A 17,582-nucleotide genomic window follows, 5' to 3' on the forward strand; every position below is an offset into this window, starting at 1 on the left:
AAAACGAAGCAGGAAGGTGCGGCTGGCAAAAAGCTGGGGCCCCTGGGGCCCTTCGCGCAGTAGGAAGCAAGAACCAGGGCGGCGGTAGCCGGGGTGTTTAACAGGAGCTGGCAGGCCAAGGGCAAGCGCGGCTGAATAGAATAATTGTAGTAAATAATAGTTTGCTTGGATCAAACTTAAGCCCGCCGCGCAAGCAAAGCAAGCGTTAGGCAAAAAAATGTGTGCGCACACGCAAAAATAATCGTTCGGCGTGTGCGCGCACACGGCACTTTGAGTGGTTCGGTAAGCTGAACCCCACGCCTGGGCCCCCGATATAAGAAAAAGCAGATGCGCAGCAACCCCGGGCACTGTTCGTTGTTATTGCCGGCAGCTCCGTGCGGCAGCGCGGCCCTGGGCACTGGGTTGCGTGATAACTTTGGTACGTTTACAAGTAAGCCCGGCCCCACGCGCTAGGGTGCCGCACACAAGCCGGTGCGCCGGGCAAAGGATCGTTAGCAGTATGGAAAAAATTGCGGTACGCATCAAGGATATTGCCGCCAAGGCCAATGTGTCGGTGGGAACCGTAGACCGGGTGCTCCACAACCGGGGCCGGGTCTCGGAAAAAGTGCGACAGAAAGTGTTGCTGATGATGCAGGAGCTGGACTACGAGCCCAACCTGATTGCCCGCACGCTCGGCTCGAACCGCACCTACCAACTGGCCGTGGTGCAGCCCGACCATCTCATCGACCCCTACTGGCAAGCCCCGTGGGACGGCATCGGCAAAGCGGCCAAAGAGCTCAAGCAGTACGGCGTCAACGTCACCATGTACCCTTACGAACTCACGGAGGTGGCCTCATTTGTGGCGCAGGCCGAGGCGGCCACGCGCTCCGCGCCCGACGGCATCCTCATTGCGCCGCTATTCTACCGCGAGTCGCTGGCGTTTTTTAAGCGCTGGCAGGCGCAGCGCGTGCCGTACGTGCTGTTCAATACCTACATCGCCGAGCTGCCCTCGCTCAGTTACGTGGGGCAGGACTCGTACCAGAGCGGTTTTTTGGCGGGCAAGCTGGTGCAGTTTGGGCAGGCCCAGTCGGGCACGTACCTCATCGCGCATATTGCCGAAGACATTACCAACTCCGTGCACGTGACGCAAAAGGAGCGGGGCTTCCGCGACTACTTTGCCCAGCTGGCCGCCCGGGGCGAGGCGGCCCCGGGCCCCCGGTCGGCCTCCGACAACGTCGTCAGCATCGACCTGCCCGACCCGGCTGACCCGGCCGACCCGTCGTTTGCCCGGCAGTTGAACCGGTTGCTCGACGATGAAACCGTGCATCTGCGCGGCATCTTCGTGAGCACTTCCAAGGCCTATGAAATCGCGCCCTACCTGCAAGCCTACCACCGCGAAGACGTGCGCTTGGTGGGCTACGACTTGCTGGAAAAGAACATTCACTTCCTCAACGAGAACGTGATTGATTTCCTCATCAACCAAAACCCGTACGAGCAGGGCTACCAGGGCGTTTTTGCGCTGGCCGACCAGCTGGTTTTCAAGAAGGAAGTGCCCCCGCTGAAGTACCTGCCGCTCGATATCATCACCAAGGAAAACCTGCGCTACTACGTGGAGAAATAGGGCCCCCAGCCGGGCCAGTGTAATAAAAGGCTTCACGTGTCCTTACCCAAACCTTATTCAAAAATGCCGGCTATTAGTTTGAATAAGATTTGGTTAGGGACAAGACCAACTCAGAGGCTCTTAATTTGCTATTGCCACTAATTGGAAACAAGCTTATGAAACCATCACCTGCTGTTAAGTAACTGGCCATAATTAAATGGATGGTTCTTTATTCGCAAGTTTGCGGATAAAGAAATGCCTGACTATATGTAGATGCGGCCGAACGGACCACGCTGCAAGCCGGCCGTCACCACCATCCCAAACACCAATTTCGCGCCCGTTGCCAGTGCTTGTTGCTGAGCGCCGACGGGTAGGGGGTGGTGGCGCTGATGGCGGTGCTGGGGGTAAGTCGGACGACGGTGTTCGCCTGGTTTGAGCGCTGGGAAATGGGGGGCCTGGCCGGATTGGCCAACGCCCCAGGCCAGGGCCGGCCACCCGTACTTACGGCGGCCGACGAGCAGCCCGTATGCCAGGCCGTCGGGCAGAACCGCCAGCAACTCAAAGAGGTGACGGCCACCTTGCGCCGGGATTTGAACAAAGAGTTCTCCCCCAAGACGTTGAAACGTTTTTTAAAAGGCTTGGCGGGACGTGGCGATGGATTCGGCATGGCCTGAAGACGGCCCAGGACCTGGAAGACTATACCGACAAAGCCGAGCACCTGGCTGACTTACAAACCCTGGAAAAACAGGGGCACATCGACTTGTATTACGGCGACGAATCGGACTTTTGCCTGACCTCGGCCCTGCCCTACGCCTGGTAATTTCCCGGCGAACAGGTCGCCACCCTGCCGCGCCATCGTCAGCGTTTCAACGTATTGGGCTTTTATAACGCCACCACCAACGACTTGTACGCCGCCGCCCGCGAAGGCACGCTCGACGCGGCCTTCGTCATCGATACACTCGATGCCTGGGCTGCCACCCGTACCCGCCCCACCGTGCTGGTGCTCGATAACGCCAAAATTCATCACAGCGCCACCTTTCGGGCGCGCCTGCAACACGGGGAAGATCTGGACGCCCCCCTTTTTTACCTGCCCACCTGCAGCCCTCACCTCAACAAAATGGAGACCCCGTGGCGTAAAATCAACTACGAGTGGCTGCGCCCCGAAGCCTACCGTAATTTCAAGACCCTCTAGACCGCCGTTTGGCATATTCTCGACCGCGTGGGCCTGCAGTACACCATTCAATCTTCGACCTGAAATAGTCTGAATAAATATAGCCCACTACTTAGCAACTGAAAGACCACCAATGCTTGATCTGCCCGAACAGCTGCTGCCATATTGCTATTGATGAAGATATCACCGTCCTGCCCCAATGTTGCCAAACCCCACGTTGGGCGAAGTTTTGTATTGTTTATTCAATTTTTATGAATCCACTCGACTAAAAAGCAAAATCCAATAATTATACCCGATACAATTACACCGAGGATATTTGAGTCGTATTGCTGGTTAATTAAAATGACTAATGCTATCATACACAAAATGAATCCTCCCAAAGGAATTATTTTATTACCCTTTGTATCGTTTGATAGCTTAAATCCTACGAGATTGACAATGCCGAAAATTAGCAAGAATCCAACACTTCCTGCTGTTGATATGCTTTCTAAATCGAGAACATTTACTAAGATTAATGTTGCAACAGCTGTAATCATTAAGCCGATGGGTTTATTCCAAAGTTTAGCAAGGAAATGATGTGATAGTTCATCAGCTTCGGCAATTTCGTAACTAACACGACTACCTCCTAATAATGAAGCATTTATTGCCGAAAATGTTGATATTAAAGCGGCTACGGTTATGATTGAAAATCCAATTTGTCCCAGCATTGGTTTGGCGGCTTCTGCCAAAACATAGTCTTGCGCTGTGGATATCTTTTGAAATGGAAGTGACCCTACTGTTACAAACGCAATGATAATGTAAAGTATAATTACAAAAATTATAGAAAAATAATATGCTCGTGGAATATTTTTTTCAGGATCAATCATATCTGGTACAGCATTAGCAATAAGCTCAAAGCCTTCATATGCCACAAAAATCACCATTCCGCCTGCAAATAATTTTATAGGCCTTGCCCAATGCGCAATTGCTAGCTGAGATACATTTGGATTTCCAATCAAGCCATAAGCTCCAAAGCAAATAAACGCAAGAAGAATAACTAATTTAATAATTACGGCATAAGATTCTATTTTCCCTACAACAATAATGCTGTAATAGTTGATTGCTGTCGCCAAAATAATGATTGCACTGGAATATATATGAAAATTAATCGTTTTGTTATTGGTAATTTCGAATAAATTAGGAGCATAGGAACCAAACGCAGAAGAATAAAGTGAAAGCATTATAGTATAACTTATCCACAAAAGATTATTAATTCCACCACTAAAAACGGATACACCAAAACCTTGATTAATAAATTTCACAGTTCCGCCTCTGCTGGGATAAGCTTTAGAAAGATTGACATAGCTGTAAGAAGTAATTAAAGCTAAAATCCCAGCAAACAGAAAAGCTAATGGTGTCCCGCCTTTTGCTAGTGATACCGCAAGCCCAAGTACGGCAAAAATTCCACCCCCAACCATTCCTCCAATTCCAATAGAAATGGCTTCTTTCAACCCGATTTTTTTATTCATTATCGACACTTTTTTTAAATTTCGCCTAACATCTAGATAGCCGCTACTGGTAAGTACTCGTCAGCAAATAATTTATATTAAAATAGACGATCATGCTGAGCTTGTCAAAGCATCTCTACTGAGTAACTGACGCTAAACGTTGAGATTACTCTCGCGGTAGAGATACTTCGACAAGCTCAGCATGACGTCCCTTAATATCAAACTAATTAACAACGGGTACTTAGCAGCGGGCATCTTCGCTTAGTACGCAGGTTAGTAGCGGCAATCTACCTACTGTTGGCCGGATATCCGCTATTATGGGCCACCAATTGACACCTCAATAAATAAGGGACCTGCTGGCGTACCAGAAGGACCAAGTGTCGTTGTGTACATTCGAAATAAGATAGCCCATCCTACTCGTTCACTGACAGAAAAATCGTTACTGAATGACGTCATGGTATTGCATGAGGCATCTCAATTTACTCTTTGGTATGTAGAATTGGTATTGCTAGGATGGCTAAACTACACGGGTAATCTTCGCTCTCGTGTCATCCAAAGTGCTTGGCTTGACGACGGCGAGGACTTCCCCCCTACGAGTAGTATGACACCACTACCTTCTGTCCCAATACCATCTACTACATGATAATAGATTCTGGGTCCGACCCACATGGCATGTTTTTACCCAAATCTTAGTCTGCCTTGTATTGAGTACTGGATATGCCTCTTTTTGCCAAGTCAAAGCTGCTCTATATATATTTAAACGAGCATTTATCAACCAAAAAGCCCTTCCAGCTATGCGGCCAGGAGGGCTTTTGAAATTCGGATAGGGCCCCGATTAACCGGCCAGGGCTTTTTTGTGGAGAATATCGGATTCGAACCGATGACTTCCTGCTTGCGGAGCAGGCGCTCTAGCCAACTGAGCTAATCCCCCAGTTGCTGGCAAACATACGGCGGCCGCCGCAAAAGCCCCGCGCCGGGGCCCCACAGCGGCCGCCGCCGATGGCTACCAGCCAGCGCGGTAGGTGCGCTTCACGAACTGATTCACGTCGTCGAAGTTGGTTACTTTGAGCTGCTTGGGGTCCCAGAGCAGTTCGACGCCGCGGCCGGGGTAGTCCATGCCCGTGCCGGTGGCCCGGGGGCGCTGGATGTCGTAGCCGCGGATGGCGAGGTTGGCTAGCAGCAGGGCCTCGGTGAGGGGCCCCGCCAGCTCGAAGGGCGAGCTGAGCTCCTGCTTGCCGTAGCCGGCCAGGCAGGCCTCCACCCACTGGCCGTAGTGGCCGTCGGCGCCGCCCGGCACGCGGGCCAGGGTTTGCTTCACCTTCACCTCTTGGTTGCGCGAGAGGGGTAGCAGGCGCGGGTCGGCCGAGTAGGTACTGGCCATCATCTTGCCCTTGCTGCCGATAAACAGGATGCCGTTGCCGCCGTCGCCGAACTGCTCGTTGGCGCCCAGCTCGTCGGGGCGTTCGGGCTGGATGCCGCCGTCCATCCAGTGTACCGTCACCTCGTGCTTGGTTTTGGAGGTTTTGGGAAATTTCAGCACCACGTGGCTCGACGGCGGGCAGCTCTCGGGGAAGTACCCGCGCTTGAACTCGTCGACGTATACGCTGCCCACGCTGGCCTGCACCGCCGAGGGGTGCTGCAAGTCGAGCACCCGGAAGGGCGCCTCCAGCAGGTGGCAGCCCATGTCGCCGATGGCCCCGGTGCCGTAGTCCCACCACCCGCGCCAGTTAAAGGGCACCAACTTATCCACGAACGGCTTGGCCGGGGCCGTGCCCAGCCATAGGTCCCAGTCGAGGCCGGCGGGCACGTTGCCGCCGGTGGTGGGCCAGGCAATGCCCTGGGGCCACACCGGGCGGTCGGTCCAGCAGTACACGGTGTGCACCTCGCCGATGGTTTTAGCATCATACCACTCGCGTAGCTGCCGTACGCCGTCGTTCGAGGCGCCCTGGTTGCCCATTTGGGTTACCACCTTGTAGCGCTTGGCCGCGTCGGTCAGGGCTCGGGCCTCGTAGATGTCGTGGGTGAGAGGCTTCTGCACGTACACGTGCTTGCCGAGCTGCATGGCCGCCAGCGTAGTTACGGCGTGGTTGTGATCGGGCGTCGATACCGACACGGCGTCGAAGTTCTTGCTTTCCTTGTCGAAGAGCTGGCGCCAGTCCTTGTAGTACTTGGCCTCTGGAAAGGCCTTGACCGAGTTGGCGGCGCGGCGGTCGTCCACGTCGCAGAGATAGGCAATGCGCGCCTTGCCCGTTTTGGCAAATGCGGCGATGTCGCTCTGGCCCTTGCCGCCCACGCCCACGCTCGCAATCACCAGCTGGTCGCTGGGGGCCGTGTAGCCCTTGCCGCCCAGCACAAAGCGCGGTACAATGAAAAACGAGGCCACGGCCAATGTGCTTTTCTTAACAAACTCGCGCCGGGACGGCGCATCGGGGAGCTGGCTCATAGGCTGGCAGGGGTGAAGGGTGGGAAGGCGAGAATAATACTGAGGCGGAAGGTACAGAAAATCGTGATTAGCTCCGCCCGCTACCGGTCTGCTGTGGACCCGCCCGCAAGTGCAGGCCCCCTGGGGCCCGCTGGGTGAAGGGTATGTGGGGCCCCACAAGCGGCCTCTGCCCGGCTTTGGCCGCCTGCGGGCATCGCCGGGACCCGCCGCAACTGGCGGCACTGCGGCTACCGCTTGGCAGCCGCTTTAAGTAAATTGAACGTATTGTAGATGTATTTGAAATGTATCAATCTGTTGGGCTTATGTGGTTAGTGTATATTTTTCCTGGGATTTCACTGTTTATGAACCGGCGTCAGGGCTTGGGCATTCTATTTCTGTTGCTGCAACCCACGGTTATCGGCTGGATAATTGGGGCGGTGGTGGCGGTGCGCCGCGTGCGAAAATTGCAACGGCGGCGGCGTAGCGTCAGCATTATCAGCCCGGCCAACTGGGCCGCTACGATGTACTAACCGCGCCGGGGCCCTAGGGCCCTGCAAACGTAACATTGGCGTAGCTGCGCATGGCTGCCCGCCGCCGACCTTTGCGCTCAGCCTGGGCCCCGCGCCGGACTGGCTGCCCGGGTTGGGCGGCGTTTCACCGGCTTGTTCCGCTTCCCATGAAAACCGCTTTTGCCCTGGCCGCCGCTCTCGGCCTGCTGGCCGCCCGCCCGGCCGCCGCCCAAGTGCCCGCCGATGACCCCCGGGCCGCCAAAATTCTGCTGCCCAACGGCTGGTCGCTCACGCCTGCCGGGGGCCCCGGGCTGGCCCTCGGCGACCTGCCCCTGAACATGCAGCTCTCAAAATCGGGCCAGCTGCTGGCCGTCACCAACAACGGGCAGAGCACCCAGACGGTACAGCTCATCGACCCGGTGACGCACATGCTGCTCGACGAGAAGGTTATTGGTAAGTCGTGGTACGGGCTGGGCTTCAATGATAAAGCCGACCGGCTGTACGTGTCGGGTGCCAACGACAACATCATCCTGGTCTACCCCATAGCCGCCCGCAAGCTGGGGGCCCCCGATACGCTGCGCCTGGGCAAAGCCTGGCCGAAGGAGAAAATCAGCCCCGCCGGCCTGGCCGTGGACGGGTCCCGGCAGCGTCTCTACACCGTGACGAAGGAGGATAACGCCCTGTACGTGCTCGACCTGAAAACCAAGCGCACGCTGAACCGGCTAGCGCTGGGCCACGAAGCCTACGGCTGCCTGCTAGCTCCTGATGGCAATACGCTCTACATCAGCCTGTGGGGCGGCGACGAGCTGCTGGCCTACGACACCCGCACCGGCCAGATTCGGCAGCGCCTGGCGACCGAAAGCCATCCCAACGAGTTGATTCAGACCCGCAGCGGGCGCTACCTGTTCGTGGCCAACGCCAACGACAATTCCGTGTCGGTGGTGGACGCGAAGAGCTGGAAGGTGCTCGAAACCATTTCCTCGGCCCTGTACCCCACTAAGCTCACCGGCTCGACGCCCAACGGCCTGGCCCTGAGCCCCGACGAGAAAACCCTCTACATCGCCAACGCCGACAACAACTGCCTGGCCGTGTTCGACGTGGCCAAGCCCGGCAAAAGCACGCCCCAAGGTTTCATCCCCACGGGCTGGTACCCCACCTGCGTGCGCACGCTGGGCCGGCAGGTACTGGTAGCCAACGGCAAGGGCTTTTCCTCGCTGCCTAACCCCCAGGGGCCCCAGCCGGTGAAGCGCACCGACAACAGCGGCTACCAGCTGGGTAGCACGGCCGCGGCCGGGCCGGTGCAGTACATTGGCGGGCTGTTTAAGGGCACGCTCTCGTTCGTGCCGGTGCCCGGCGTGGCCCAGCTCAAGGCCTATTCGAGGCAAGTATACGCCAACACGCCCTTCACGCCGGCCCTCGAAAAAGAGGCCCTGGGCGTGGCCGGGGGGCCCGTGCCGCGCCGCGCGGGCGAGGTCTCGCCCATCAAGCACGTGTTCTACATCATCAAGGAAAACCGCACCTACGACCAGGTGTTGGGGGATATGGCGCAGGGCAACGGCGACTCGACGCTGTGCATTTTTCCCGAGCGCGTGACGCCCAACCACCACGCCCTGGCCCGCGAATTCGTGCTGCTCGACAACTTCTACGTGAACGCCGAGGTGAGCGCCGACGGCCACAACTGGAGCACCGCCGCCTACGCCACCGACTACGTGGAGAAGTCGTGGCCCATCAGCTACGGCGGGCGCGGCGGCACCTACGACTTCGAGGGCACCCGCAAAATTGCCTACCCGCGCGACGGCTTCATCTGGGACTACTGCCAGCGCGCCGGCCGAAGCTACCGCAGCTACGGCGAGTTTGCCGAGAACGGTAAAACCCCGCTCAAGTCGCTGGAAGGGCATATTTGCCCCAAGGCCCCGGGCTTCGACATGGACGTGAAGGACGTGGACCGGGTGCGCATCTGGGCTCAGGATTTTGACTCGCTGCTAGCCCGCGGGGCCGTGCCGCAGTTCAGCACCATCCGCCTCAGCAACGACCACACCAGCGGCCAGCGCCTGGGTAAAATCTCGCCTATTTCGGCCGTTGCCGACAATGACCTCGCCCTGGGCCAGTTCGTGGAGCACCTCTCGCATAGCAGCATCTGGAACGAGTCGGTGGTGTTCGTGCTCGAAGACGACGCCCAGAATGGCCCCGACCACGTGGACGCCCACCGCTCGCCGGCCTTCGTCATCAGCCCCTACACCCGGCGCGGTAGTGTCGACCACACTCTCTACACCACGGCCGGCATGCTGCGCACGATGGAGCTTATCCTCGGCCTGCCACCCATGAGCCAGTACGACGCCGCCGCGCGGCCGCTGTTCGGGGTTTTCCAGGCCGCGCCCGCCGGGGCCCCGTACCAGGCCAAGACCGCCCGTGTGCCCCTCGATACCCGCAACACCGCCTGGAACCGCAGCGCCGAGCGCTCGGCCAAGTTTAACCTCACCCACGAAGACGCCACCCCCGACCGCGACCTCACCGAAGTGGTGTGGAAGGCCATCCGGGGCGAAGACGCCGCCGTGCCAGCCCCCCGCCGCGGCGCCTTCCTGCGCCCCACGCCTAAGCGCGACGACGACTGAGGCAGCGCATGGGCGCTGGGGCCCCCTGAACTGGGGCCCTGAGGCTAACAAAACGGCCATCCTGAGCGCAGTGAAGCATCTCTCCCACTGAGTAAATTATTGATTACTGCCGCAGGAGAGACGCTTCACTGCGCTCAGCATGACCGGTTTATAAATTTTCCTGTCTGTTCCTATCCGTTCTTGCCTGTGCCTAGCGCAAGGGCAGCACCACGGCTTGCCAGGGCTGGAGCGCTAGCGTGGGGCCCGGGGCGAACGCCGCGGCGTAGTTGTTGAGCCAGGGTGCGCCGCTGGCTGCCAAGCCGGTGGGTAGGGGCCAGCTTTGCGGCGTGGCCGAGAAGTTGAGCAAGACCAATACTTTCTCCTGGTTTAGCGTGCGGGTGTAGGCGTAGATGTGGGGATTGGCCGCGTCGAGCAGTTGGTACTGGCCGTAGATGAGCACCCGGTGAGCCTTGCGCAGGGCCATGGCCTTGCGGAAGTGGTTCAGCACGGAGCTGGAATCTTGGTTTTCAGCAGCCTCGTTGACGGTTGTGTAATTGGGATTCACCTTGATCCAGGGCGTGCCGGTGGTGAAGCCAGCGTTGGCCGTGGCGTTCCATTGGAAGGGCGTGCGGCTGTTGTCGCGCGAGAAGCGCGCCAGGCTGTGGAAGAAAGCGGCTTGGTTGCCGCCCTGTTGCTTCAGCAGCTGGTAGGCATTGCGGGCAGCCACGTCGCGGTAGTCGGCGATGCCAGTAAATTGGCTGTTGGTCATGCCCAACTCGTCGCCATTATAGCAGTAGGGCGTACCGCGCATCGTCAGCAGAAAGGTGTTGAGTAGCTTGGCCGACGGGGCGCGGAAAGCCGGCCGGTCGTCGCCGAACTTGCTCACCATGCGCGGCTGGTCGTGGTTGCCCAGGTCGATGGCCTGCCAGCCCTGCTGGGCAAAGGCGCTGTCCCACTTCGTAAATACGCGCTTGAGGTCGGTGAGCTTGTAGGTGTCGGAACCGCTGCCCACGCCTGTGCCCTCAAAGTGGTAGGTCATGTCCAGCTCCTTGCGGGCGGGGTCTACAAAGAGGTGCGCCTCGGTGAGGTTGCGGCCCGCGCCCTCGGCCACGGTCATCACGTTGTAGTGGCTGAGCACCTCGCGGTTGATTTCCTGGAGGTAGTCGTGCAGGTGCGGGCCGTGGTTGTAGGCGTTGGCGAAGTTCTGCTCCGTCAGGCCCGGCATGGGTGGGAAGCTGGGGTCTTTGGCCACGAACTGGAAGGCGTCCATGCGGAAGCCGTCGATGCCCTTGTCCAGCCAGAACTTCATGATGTTGTGCACCTCCTGGCGCAGCTTGGGGTTGTTCCAGTTCAGGTCGGGCTGCTTTTTGGAGAAGATGTGCAGGTAGTAGCTCTTGGTGGGCGCGTCGTACTGCCAGGCATTCTTCTTTACATCGAAAATGCTGTAGCGGGCTGGGGGCGTACCTTTTTCGGCAGGCCACCAGTAGTAGTAGTCGCGGTAGGGGCTGGTGCGCGAGGCCCGGGCCGATTTAAACCAGGCGTGCTCGTCGGAGCTGTGGTTCACTACCAAGTCCATCACCAGCTTAATGCCGCGCTGGTGCATTCCACGCAGTAGCGCGTCGAAATCGGCCATCGTCCCAAACTCCGGCATGATGGCCCGGTAGTCCGAAATGTCGTAGCCGTTGTCATCGTTGGGCGAGCCGTAAATGGGGTTGAGCCACACCGTGCCCACGCCGATGCTCTTCAGGTAATCGAGCCGGGAAATGATACCCTTCAAATCGCCTACCCCGTCGCCGTTGCTGTCTTGGAAGCTGCGCGGGTAGAGTTGGTACACCACAGTTTCTTTCCACCAGCCGGGCTTTTTGGCCAGCGCGCTTGTATCGGTCGCCGGGGCCCCAGCAGTGGCTGCGGTTTTCGTTTTAGTGGTTTGGTTGCAGGCGGCCAGGCTGGCCAGGAGCGCGCCGGCCAGCGCAATACGGGCGGTATTCATGGGAGAAGTAAGTGTGAAATGCTTGGAATTAATCCGAAGTTGTCTGCGAAAAAGGAGCCGTCATGCTGAGCCTGTCGAAGCATCTCTCCCGCTGAGTAAATGATTACTGCTGCGGGAGAGATGCTTCGAAGGGCCTAGCATGACGGCCTTTTGTTTTGTAGGTCACTTTTGAGCTTTATGGCCCCAGCCGCCGTTAGCGGCCGTTGGTGTAGGTTTTGTGCTGGGGCCCCACGCCGGTAATCTTCACCGATTGCCAGCCGGTGGGCAGCGTGCTTTTGCGCTGCACAATGCCGGCGGGGGTGATGTCGAGCCCGCCGAAGCCCATGAGCACGGCTTGCAGCACGCCGCCAGCCCCAGTGGCGAAGTAGGGGTTGGTGCCACCCTTAGTTTCGGCGATGACGCGGAAAGGTGGCAGCAGGTTGGGCTGGTAGGCATCTTGGAAGAAGTGCTGCGCCTTGGCCCCGTCGCCGAGGCGCGAGTAGAGCAGCGCGAAGATGGCCTGCGTCATGGCCGGGGTGCCTTCGGTGGGCACGCGGGTTTCGTAGTAGGCCAGGTCCTTGCGGATTTGGGCGGGGTCCGTAATCGTCTTCAGCGGGTAGGCCAGCAGGTTCACGTCGCCCTGCTTGATGCCTTCGCCGTGGTACGTGGCGTGCTCCTGAATCACGCCGTCGGCCATTTTCAGGATCGGGATGTTCTGGGCCACGTGCAGCCAGTCGGGGTTGGCGCGCAGGCCCAGGAGCTTGGCGGTGGCGGTGGCATTTTGCAGGTTTACCTGGGTCGCGGCGTTGGTGAAGGCGTCGTTATCCACGTTTTCAGCCCACTCATCGGAGGCCACCACGTTCTTGATGTCGTAGTGCCCGGGGCCGTTGCGTTCCACCCGGCTGGCCCAGAAGTCGGCCGTGGCCGAGAGAATGGGCCAACCCTTCTCGCGTAGCCACTCCTTGTCCTGCGTCACGCAGTAGTACTGCCAGGCGGCCAGCGCCACGCAGGCCGAAATATGGTGCTCAAACGGCCCGCTCAGGGCCCAAACGGGCGTTTCTTCCACGCCCGAGTCGGCGCTTTCCCAAGGGTACATGGCGCCCTGGTAGCCGTGGGCGAAGGCGTTGCGCCGGGCCGCTTCCAGGCGGCGGAAGCGGTACTCGACCAAGGACTTGGCAATTTCGGGGTGCAGTACCAGCAGCGCCGGGTACATCCACAGGTCGGCGTCCCAGAACACGTGGCCGTTGTAGCCCAGGCCCGAGAGGCCCATTGGCGAGGGCGAGTAGTCGGTGCCCGCCCGCGAGAAGCTGTAGAGGTGGTAGAGCATGGAGTGCACGTCCTGCTGGGCCTGCGCGTCGCCGGTTATCTGGATGTCGCTCTGCCACAAGTCCTGCCAGGCTTTGGCGTGAAAATCGAGTAGGCGCTGGCGGCCTTCGAGGCGGGCGAAAATGGTGAGGCGCTCGGCCGCGTTCAGCGGGTCGGGGTCGTGGGCCGAGGTGATGCTGGAGCCCGTAATGGCGTAGCCGTAGGTCTGGCCGGCCTTCAGGGCCTTGCTGAATTTCATCAGGTGCATGTTGCTGTCCCACATCTCGTGGATGATGCGGGGCTCTTGCCCGTGCGGCTCCTCAAACAAAAAGCTGGTGGATGCGCACAGCTGAATCTTGCCCGTCGGGCTCTTGGCCGACGATGTGAGCAGGCTGAGCGTGGCGTGGGGCCGGTCGATTTCGTTGTAGTAGTTCTGTACATCGTGCAGTGCGTCGGGGGCCTCCATCACGCTGGCTGCGGTTAGGCTCACGTCCTTCTTGGCCGTAATACTCACGTCGAGCAGCACCGTGAAGGGCAGGTGGCGCAACGCGTAGTAGGTGTAGCGCACGGTGGCTTTGTCGGCGTAGTCGAAGGTGGTGGTCAGGGCCGCCCGCTGTAGGTCCAGCTCCTGGCGGAAGTTGCTGGCATCCTGGGGCCCCAGGCGTTTGCCATCCACTTCCAGGTACATGTTTAGCAGGTTGAAGCTGTTAAGGAAGTTGCTCACCCGGCCACGGCCGTACTGGTCGTAGGCGCCGGCCAGCACTACGCTCTTCACCTGAAACGGCACCGGCGACGACACGATGCCAATCACCCCGTTGGCTACCGTGGCGCCGTAGTAATTGTTGGGGTCCACCTTGTCGGCGGTAATGCGCCAGGGGTCAACGGCCGTCTGGGCCCCCACGGGGCCCCAGGCGGCCGAGCACAGCAGCGCCAGCGCGGGCAGCAGGAGTTTCAGCTTCAGGTTTGGGGAAGGCAGCATGGGCGGGAACGGATAGGAGGGCAGTTCGCAGCAGATACTTTGTCCAGCAGCAAGCGGATAGTTATTCAAGGGGCCGGTCCCGTATGGGTTCCGTGAGGCATCCCGCTGAACGACTACTTGGCCACTAATGAATTATTGTATTTCTGGTAATTACCGCAGTGGCACCACTACGGCCTGCCAGGGCTCCAGGGCCAGCGTGGCGGCCGGGGCAAAGGTGGGATAGTTGTTGAGCCAGGGGGCCCCGCCGGCCTTCAAGCCGGCCGGCAGGGCCCACCTGCGCTTCTCGGATGTGAAGTTGAGCACCACCAGCACCCGCTCCTTGCCCAGCGTGCGCGTGTAGGCGTAGATGTGCGGATTAGCCGCGTCGAGCAATTGGTACTGCCCGTACACCAGCACCTTGTGCTGCCGGCGCATGGCCGTGGCCCGGCGGAAGTAGTTGAGGACGGAATTCGGGTCTTTCTCCTCAGCCGCCGCGTTCACCTGCGCGTAGTTGGGGTTGAGCTTCAGCCAGGGCGTGCCGGTGCTGAAGCCCGCATTGGCCGAGGCGTCCCACTGAAATGGCGTGCGACCGTTGTCGCGGCCCGAGATTTTCTGGGCTTCCACGAATTGCGCGAGGTCGCCGCCCTCCGCCTTCAGCTGCGCGTACATGTTGCGCGTCTCGATGTCCTGGTAGTCTTCGATTTTATCGAATTTGATGTTGGTCATGCCCAACTCGTCGCCACCGAAGTAATAGGGCGTGCCGCGCATGGTGAGCAAAAACGTGGTGAGCAGCTTCGAGGAAACCGCCCGAAACGCGGGCCGGTCGTCGCCCCAGCGCGTCACCATCCGGGGCTGGTCGTGGTTGCCGAGGTAGATGGTGCCCCAGCCTTTTTCGGCAAATATCTTGTCCCACTTCGTGTACACCTGCTTGAATTCCAGTAGGCTGTAGCCTTCGTGCTTGCGCATCCGGTACTTGAGGCCGGGCACGTTACCCACGCCCATGCCCTCGAAGTGGTAGAGCATGTTCAGCTCCTTGCGGGCGGGGTCCACGAATTCCAGGGCTTGGTCGCTGGTCACGCCTGCGCCTTCGGCCACGCTCATCACGTCGTACTTGCCCAGCACCTCGCGGTGCATTTCCTGCAAGTAGTCGTGCAGGTGGGGCCCGTTGGCGTAATAGCGGCCGAAGTCGCCGTGGTACTTGGCCGGGATGGGCGGAAACGTGGTGTCCTTGGCGATGAACGGAATCACGTCCATCCGAAAGCCATCGATGCCCTTGTCGAACCAGAAGCGCATCATGCTGTAAATCTCCTCGCGCAGCTTGGGGTTTTCCCAGTTCAGGTCGGGCTGCTTGCGTGAGAAGTAGTGCAGGTAGTAGGCCTTAGTGGCCTCGTCGTAGGCCCAGGCGTCGCCCTTCACGTCGAAAAAGCTCTGGCGCTTGTTGGGCACGCCCTTCTCTTCGGGCCACCAATGGTAGTAGTCGCGGTACGGGTTGTCGCGCCCGCTTTTCGACTGCTTGAACCACTCGTGCTCGTCGCTGCTGTGGTTCACCACCAGGTCCAGCACCACCTTCAGCCCGCGCTGGTGCATGCCGCGCAGCAGCTCATCAAAGTCGGCCATCGTGCCGAAGTCCTTCATAATGGCGCGGTAGTCCGAGATGTCGTAGCCGTTGTCGTCGTTGGGCGAGCCGTAAATCGGGTTCAGCCAAATCACGTTTACCCCCAGGCTCTTGATGTAGTCGAGCTTGGAGATGAGGCCCCGCAGGTCGCCCACGCCGTCGCCGTTGCTGTCTTTGTAGCTGCGCGGGTACACCTGGTACACCACGGCTTCCTTCCACCAGGTTTCGTTTGGTGCAGGTTTGGCAGGCTGCGCCAAACCACTGGCAGCCGCCAGTAGCAAAGCCGTAGTCAGGATGGTTTTCATAAGGAAAGAGATAACAGCGGATGACATGCCCGGACACAAGTCGGCCGCCGGCCACCGCGCAAGCGCGGCAACCGGCGGCCGAAAAGCAACCGATTAATAGCCCGGGTTTTGTACCAGATTGGGGTTCACGGCCAACTGCTGGTTCGGAATGGGGAAAATCAGGTATTTGGCGTCGCTGGTGGTAGGGCCCTGCTCGATGGGCCCCAGGAACTTGCCGAAGCGCACCATGTCCTGGCGGCGCCAGTTCTCCAGGTACAGCTCGCGGCCGCGCTCATCGAGTAGCGAGTTCATGTCTACGGATGCCAAGGCGCTGGCCGCCCGCGTGGGGTCGGTGCGCACAGCATTAACCAAGGCCAGGGCCGTGCTGCCGTAGGTGCCGGCCGAGGTACCGGTGCCGCCGCGCATAATGGCTTCGGCCTTCATCAGCAGCACGTCGGGTAGGCGAAAGTGCACCATGTCGTTGTCAGTGGTGCCAGCCCCGTTGTTGGTGAAGTCGGGAGGGTACTTCATGGGTCGGATGCCGGTTACTTCCAGGTTGGAGCCCGTTTCGATGAGGCTAACGGCGGCCGTGAAGGCCAGCGGTGCACCGGTACGGTCGGTCAGAGCCTTGTCCGTCAGCAGGTTGTATTGCTGGCCGATGAGGAAGCCGACGTTGATGCGCTTGCCGGGGTTAGTGGGCCCGTTCTTGTAGGAGTACGCTTGGCCCCGGCGCAGGTCGGTGGCTTCGTACTTATTGTAGAAGCTTGGCAGAGCGCATGGTCCGTTGTAGCCGGTGGGCGCCATGTTGTAATGCGAGATGAAGCGCCACAAATCGTACTGCGCCCCGCTGCTCACGCCGCCCACATTCAGCTCGGTAAAGATGTTTTCAGTGCCAATGGCCGAGTTATCAGGCGCAAAGTTATCGAAGTAGTTGGCGGCAAATCTGTAGCGCCCGCTGTTGATAATCTGGTCGGCCAGGGTGATGACCTGGTTCATGTCGGCCGCCGCGAAGGTAGGGGCAGCCCGGTTGGTGTACACGCCCCGGTTGAGGTAGCACTTCATCAGCAGCATCCGGGCCGCGTCCTTGGTCCCCCGGTTCACCGGGGCATCGGGCAGGGTAGGAATGATTGCCGTCAGCTCACTCACGATGAAGTCGAGCGCCTCGGTACCCTTGCGCACGGAGGCGCTGCTCGAAACCAGCTGGCCGGGCTCGCGGTAGGGCACCTGATCGTAGAGGTCGAGGGTCCAGTACATGGCGAAGGCGCGCAGGAAGCGGGCTTCGGCTGCTTGCTGTGGGGTAGCGCCAAACTCGGGCCGCAGCACGTCGGTGGCGGCAAACACGACCCCGCCCAGGTTGGCAAAGGCATCGCGGATTTCGGGGTGATTGGCGTCCCAGTTGTGCAGGTGCAGGGCGCGCCACTTGCCGTTGTCATCCCAGTCGCCGGCCCGCGTAGGCATCAGGCGCTCATCGGTGGTTACTTCCGACATGGCAAAGATCTGGGTGGCCCCCTGAAACGGGCTGCGCATGGCGTTGTACGCCCCGTCAAGCAGCGAGGACGCGTTGCCGCCGGCTACCTGGGCGGGCGTTAGCACGCCCTTAAATTCCTCGTTAATCTGGCAGCTGTTCGCCAATTGAAGCAGGGCCAGCATAGCCGCCGCACTGAGTATCTTCTTCATAAAAATAGGAGCGAT

General features: G+C 59.4%; 12 protein-coding genes and 1 tRNA gene. 6 read left to right on the plus strand and 7 right to left on the minus strand.

Features of this window, described 5'->3' with window-relative positions; translation table 11 throughout:
• The first annotated feature begins 499 nt into the window (after window positions 1-499).
• From DDQ68_RS00575 to DDQ68_RS00585, 3 genes are all read left to right on the plus strand, one after another.
• Window positions 500-1,600, plus strand: a complete 1,101-nt coding sequence (locus tag DDQ68_RS00575) for a LacI family DNA-binding transcriptional regulator (protein WP_109651913.1) — start codon at window positions 500-502, stop codon at window positions 1,598-1,600.
• A gap of 356 nt (window positions 1,601-1,956) precedes the next feature.
• A complete protein-coding gene (locus tag DDQ68_RS00580; protein ID WP_109651916.1) occupies window positions 1,957-2,253 on the plus strand; it encodes a helix-turn-helix domain-containing protein in 297 nt (98 codons plus the stop codon).
• Between the two features lie 200 nt (window positions 2,254-2,453).
• Window positions 2,454-2,771: a transposase gene (locus tag DDQ68_RS00585; RefSeq protein WP_162549676.1), complete on the plus strand. Its 318-nt coding sequence runs from the start codon at window positions 2,454-2,456 to the stop codon at window positions 2,769-2,771.
• A gap of 221 nt (window positions 2,772-2,992) precedes the next feature.
• Here DDQ68_RS00585 and DDQ68_RS00590 read toward each other — a convergent pair whose 3' ends face one another.
• Window positions 2,993-4,258: an APC family permease gene (locus tag DDQ68_RS00590; RefSeq protein ID WP_109651921.1), complete on the minus strand. Its 1,266-nt coding sequence runs from the start codon at window positions 4,256-4,258 to the stop codon at window positions 2,993-2,995.
• Window positions 4,259-4,622: 364 nt separating this feature from the next.
• Between DDQ68_RS00590 and DDQ68_RS25075 the strand changes: the two genes are divergently transcribed.
• The gene (locus tag DDQ68_RS25075; RefSeq protein ID WP_498366109.1) at window positions 4,623-4,880 is read left to right on the plus strand and encodes a hypothetical protein; all 258 of its coding nucleotides are present in this window, start codon (window positions 4,623-4,625) and stop codon (window positions 4,878-4,880) included.
• A 214-nt stretch (window positions 4,881-5,094) separates the two neighbouring features.
• Here DDQ68_RS25075 and DDQ68_RS00595 read toward each other — a convergent pair.
• Window positions 5,095-5,168 (minus strand) — tRNA-Ala (locus tag DDQ68_RS00595).
• Between the two features lie 72 nt (window positions 5,169-5,240).
• The gene (locus DDQ68_RS00600; RefSeq protein ID WP_109651924.1) at window positions 5,241-6,680 is read right to left on the minus strand and encodes a Gfo/Idh/MocA family protein; all 1,440 of its coding nucleotides are present in this window, start codon (window positions 6,678-6,680) and stop codon (window positions 5,241-5,243) included.
• A 341-nt stretch (window positions 6,681-7,021) separates the two neighbouring features.
• On the opposite strand from DDQ68_RS00600, the gene DDQ68_RS00605 reads away from it, so the two are divergent.
• Together DDQ68_RS00605 and DDQ68_RS00610 are read left to right on the plus strand one after the other, a co-directional pair.
• A complete protein-coding gene (locus DDQ68_RS00605) occupies window positions 7,022-7,189 on the plus strand; it encodes a hypothetical protein (protein WP_162549677.1) in 168 nt (55 codons plus the stop codon).
• Between the two features lie 146 nt (window positions 7,190-7,335).
• Window positions 7,336-9,780: a bifunctional YncE family protein/alkaline phosphatase family protein gene (locus DDQ68_RS00610; RefSeq protein ID WP_109651930.1), complete on the plus strand. Its 2,445-nt coding sequence runs from the start codon at window positions 7,336-7,338 to the stop codon at window positions 9,778-9,780.
• 190 nt (window positions 9,781-9,970) lie between these two features.
• Here the strand turns inward: DDQ68_RS00610 and DDQ68_RS00615 are convergent, their stop codons facing one another.
• From DDQ68_RS00615 to DDQ68_RS00630, 4 genes are all read right to left on the minus strand, one after another.
• Complete coding sequence (locus tag DDQ68_RS00615) at window positions 9,971-11,749, minus strand: glycoside hydrolase family 13 protein (RefSeq protein ID WP_109651933.1); 1,779 nt, start codon at window positions 11,747-11,749, stop codon at window positions 9,971-9,973.
• 193 nt (window positions 11,750-11,942) lie between these two features.
• Window positions 11,943-14,012, minus strand: a complete 2,070-nt coding sequence (locus DDQ68_RS00620; RefSeq protein WP_109651936.1) for a kojibiose hydrolase — start codon at window positions 14,010-14,012, stop codon at window positions 11,943-11,945.
• A gap of 150 nt (window positions 14,013-14,162) precedes the next feature.
• On the minus strand, window positions 14,163-15,911 hold the full coding sequence (locus DDQ68_RS00625) for a glycoside hydrolase family 13 protein (protein WP_109651939.1): 1,749 nt from the start codon (window positions 15,909-15,911) through the stop codon (window positions 14,163-14,165).
• A 93-nt stretch (window positions 15,912-16,004) separates the two neighbouring features.
• Complete coding sequence (locus DDQ68_RS00630; RefSeq protein WP_109651942.1) at window positions 16,005-17,567, minus strand: RagB/SusD family nutrient uptake outer membrane protein; 1,563 nt, start codon at window positions 17,565-17,567, stop codon at window positions 16,005-16,007.
• Window positions 17,568-17,582 lie beyond the last annotated feature (15 nt).

The sequence above is a fragment of the Hymenobacter nivis genome, assembly GCF_003149515.1.
Classification (GTDB): Bacteria; Bacteroidota; Bacteroidia; order Cytophagales; family Hymenobacteraceae; genus Hymenobacter; species Hymenobacter nivis.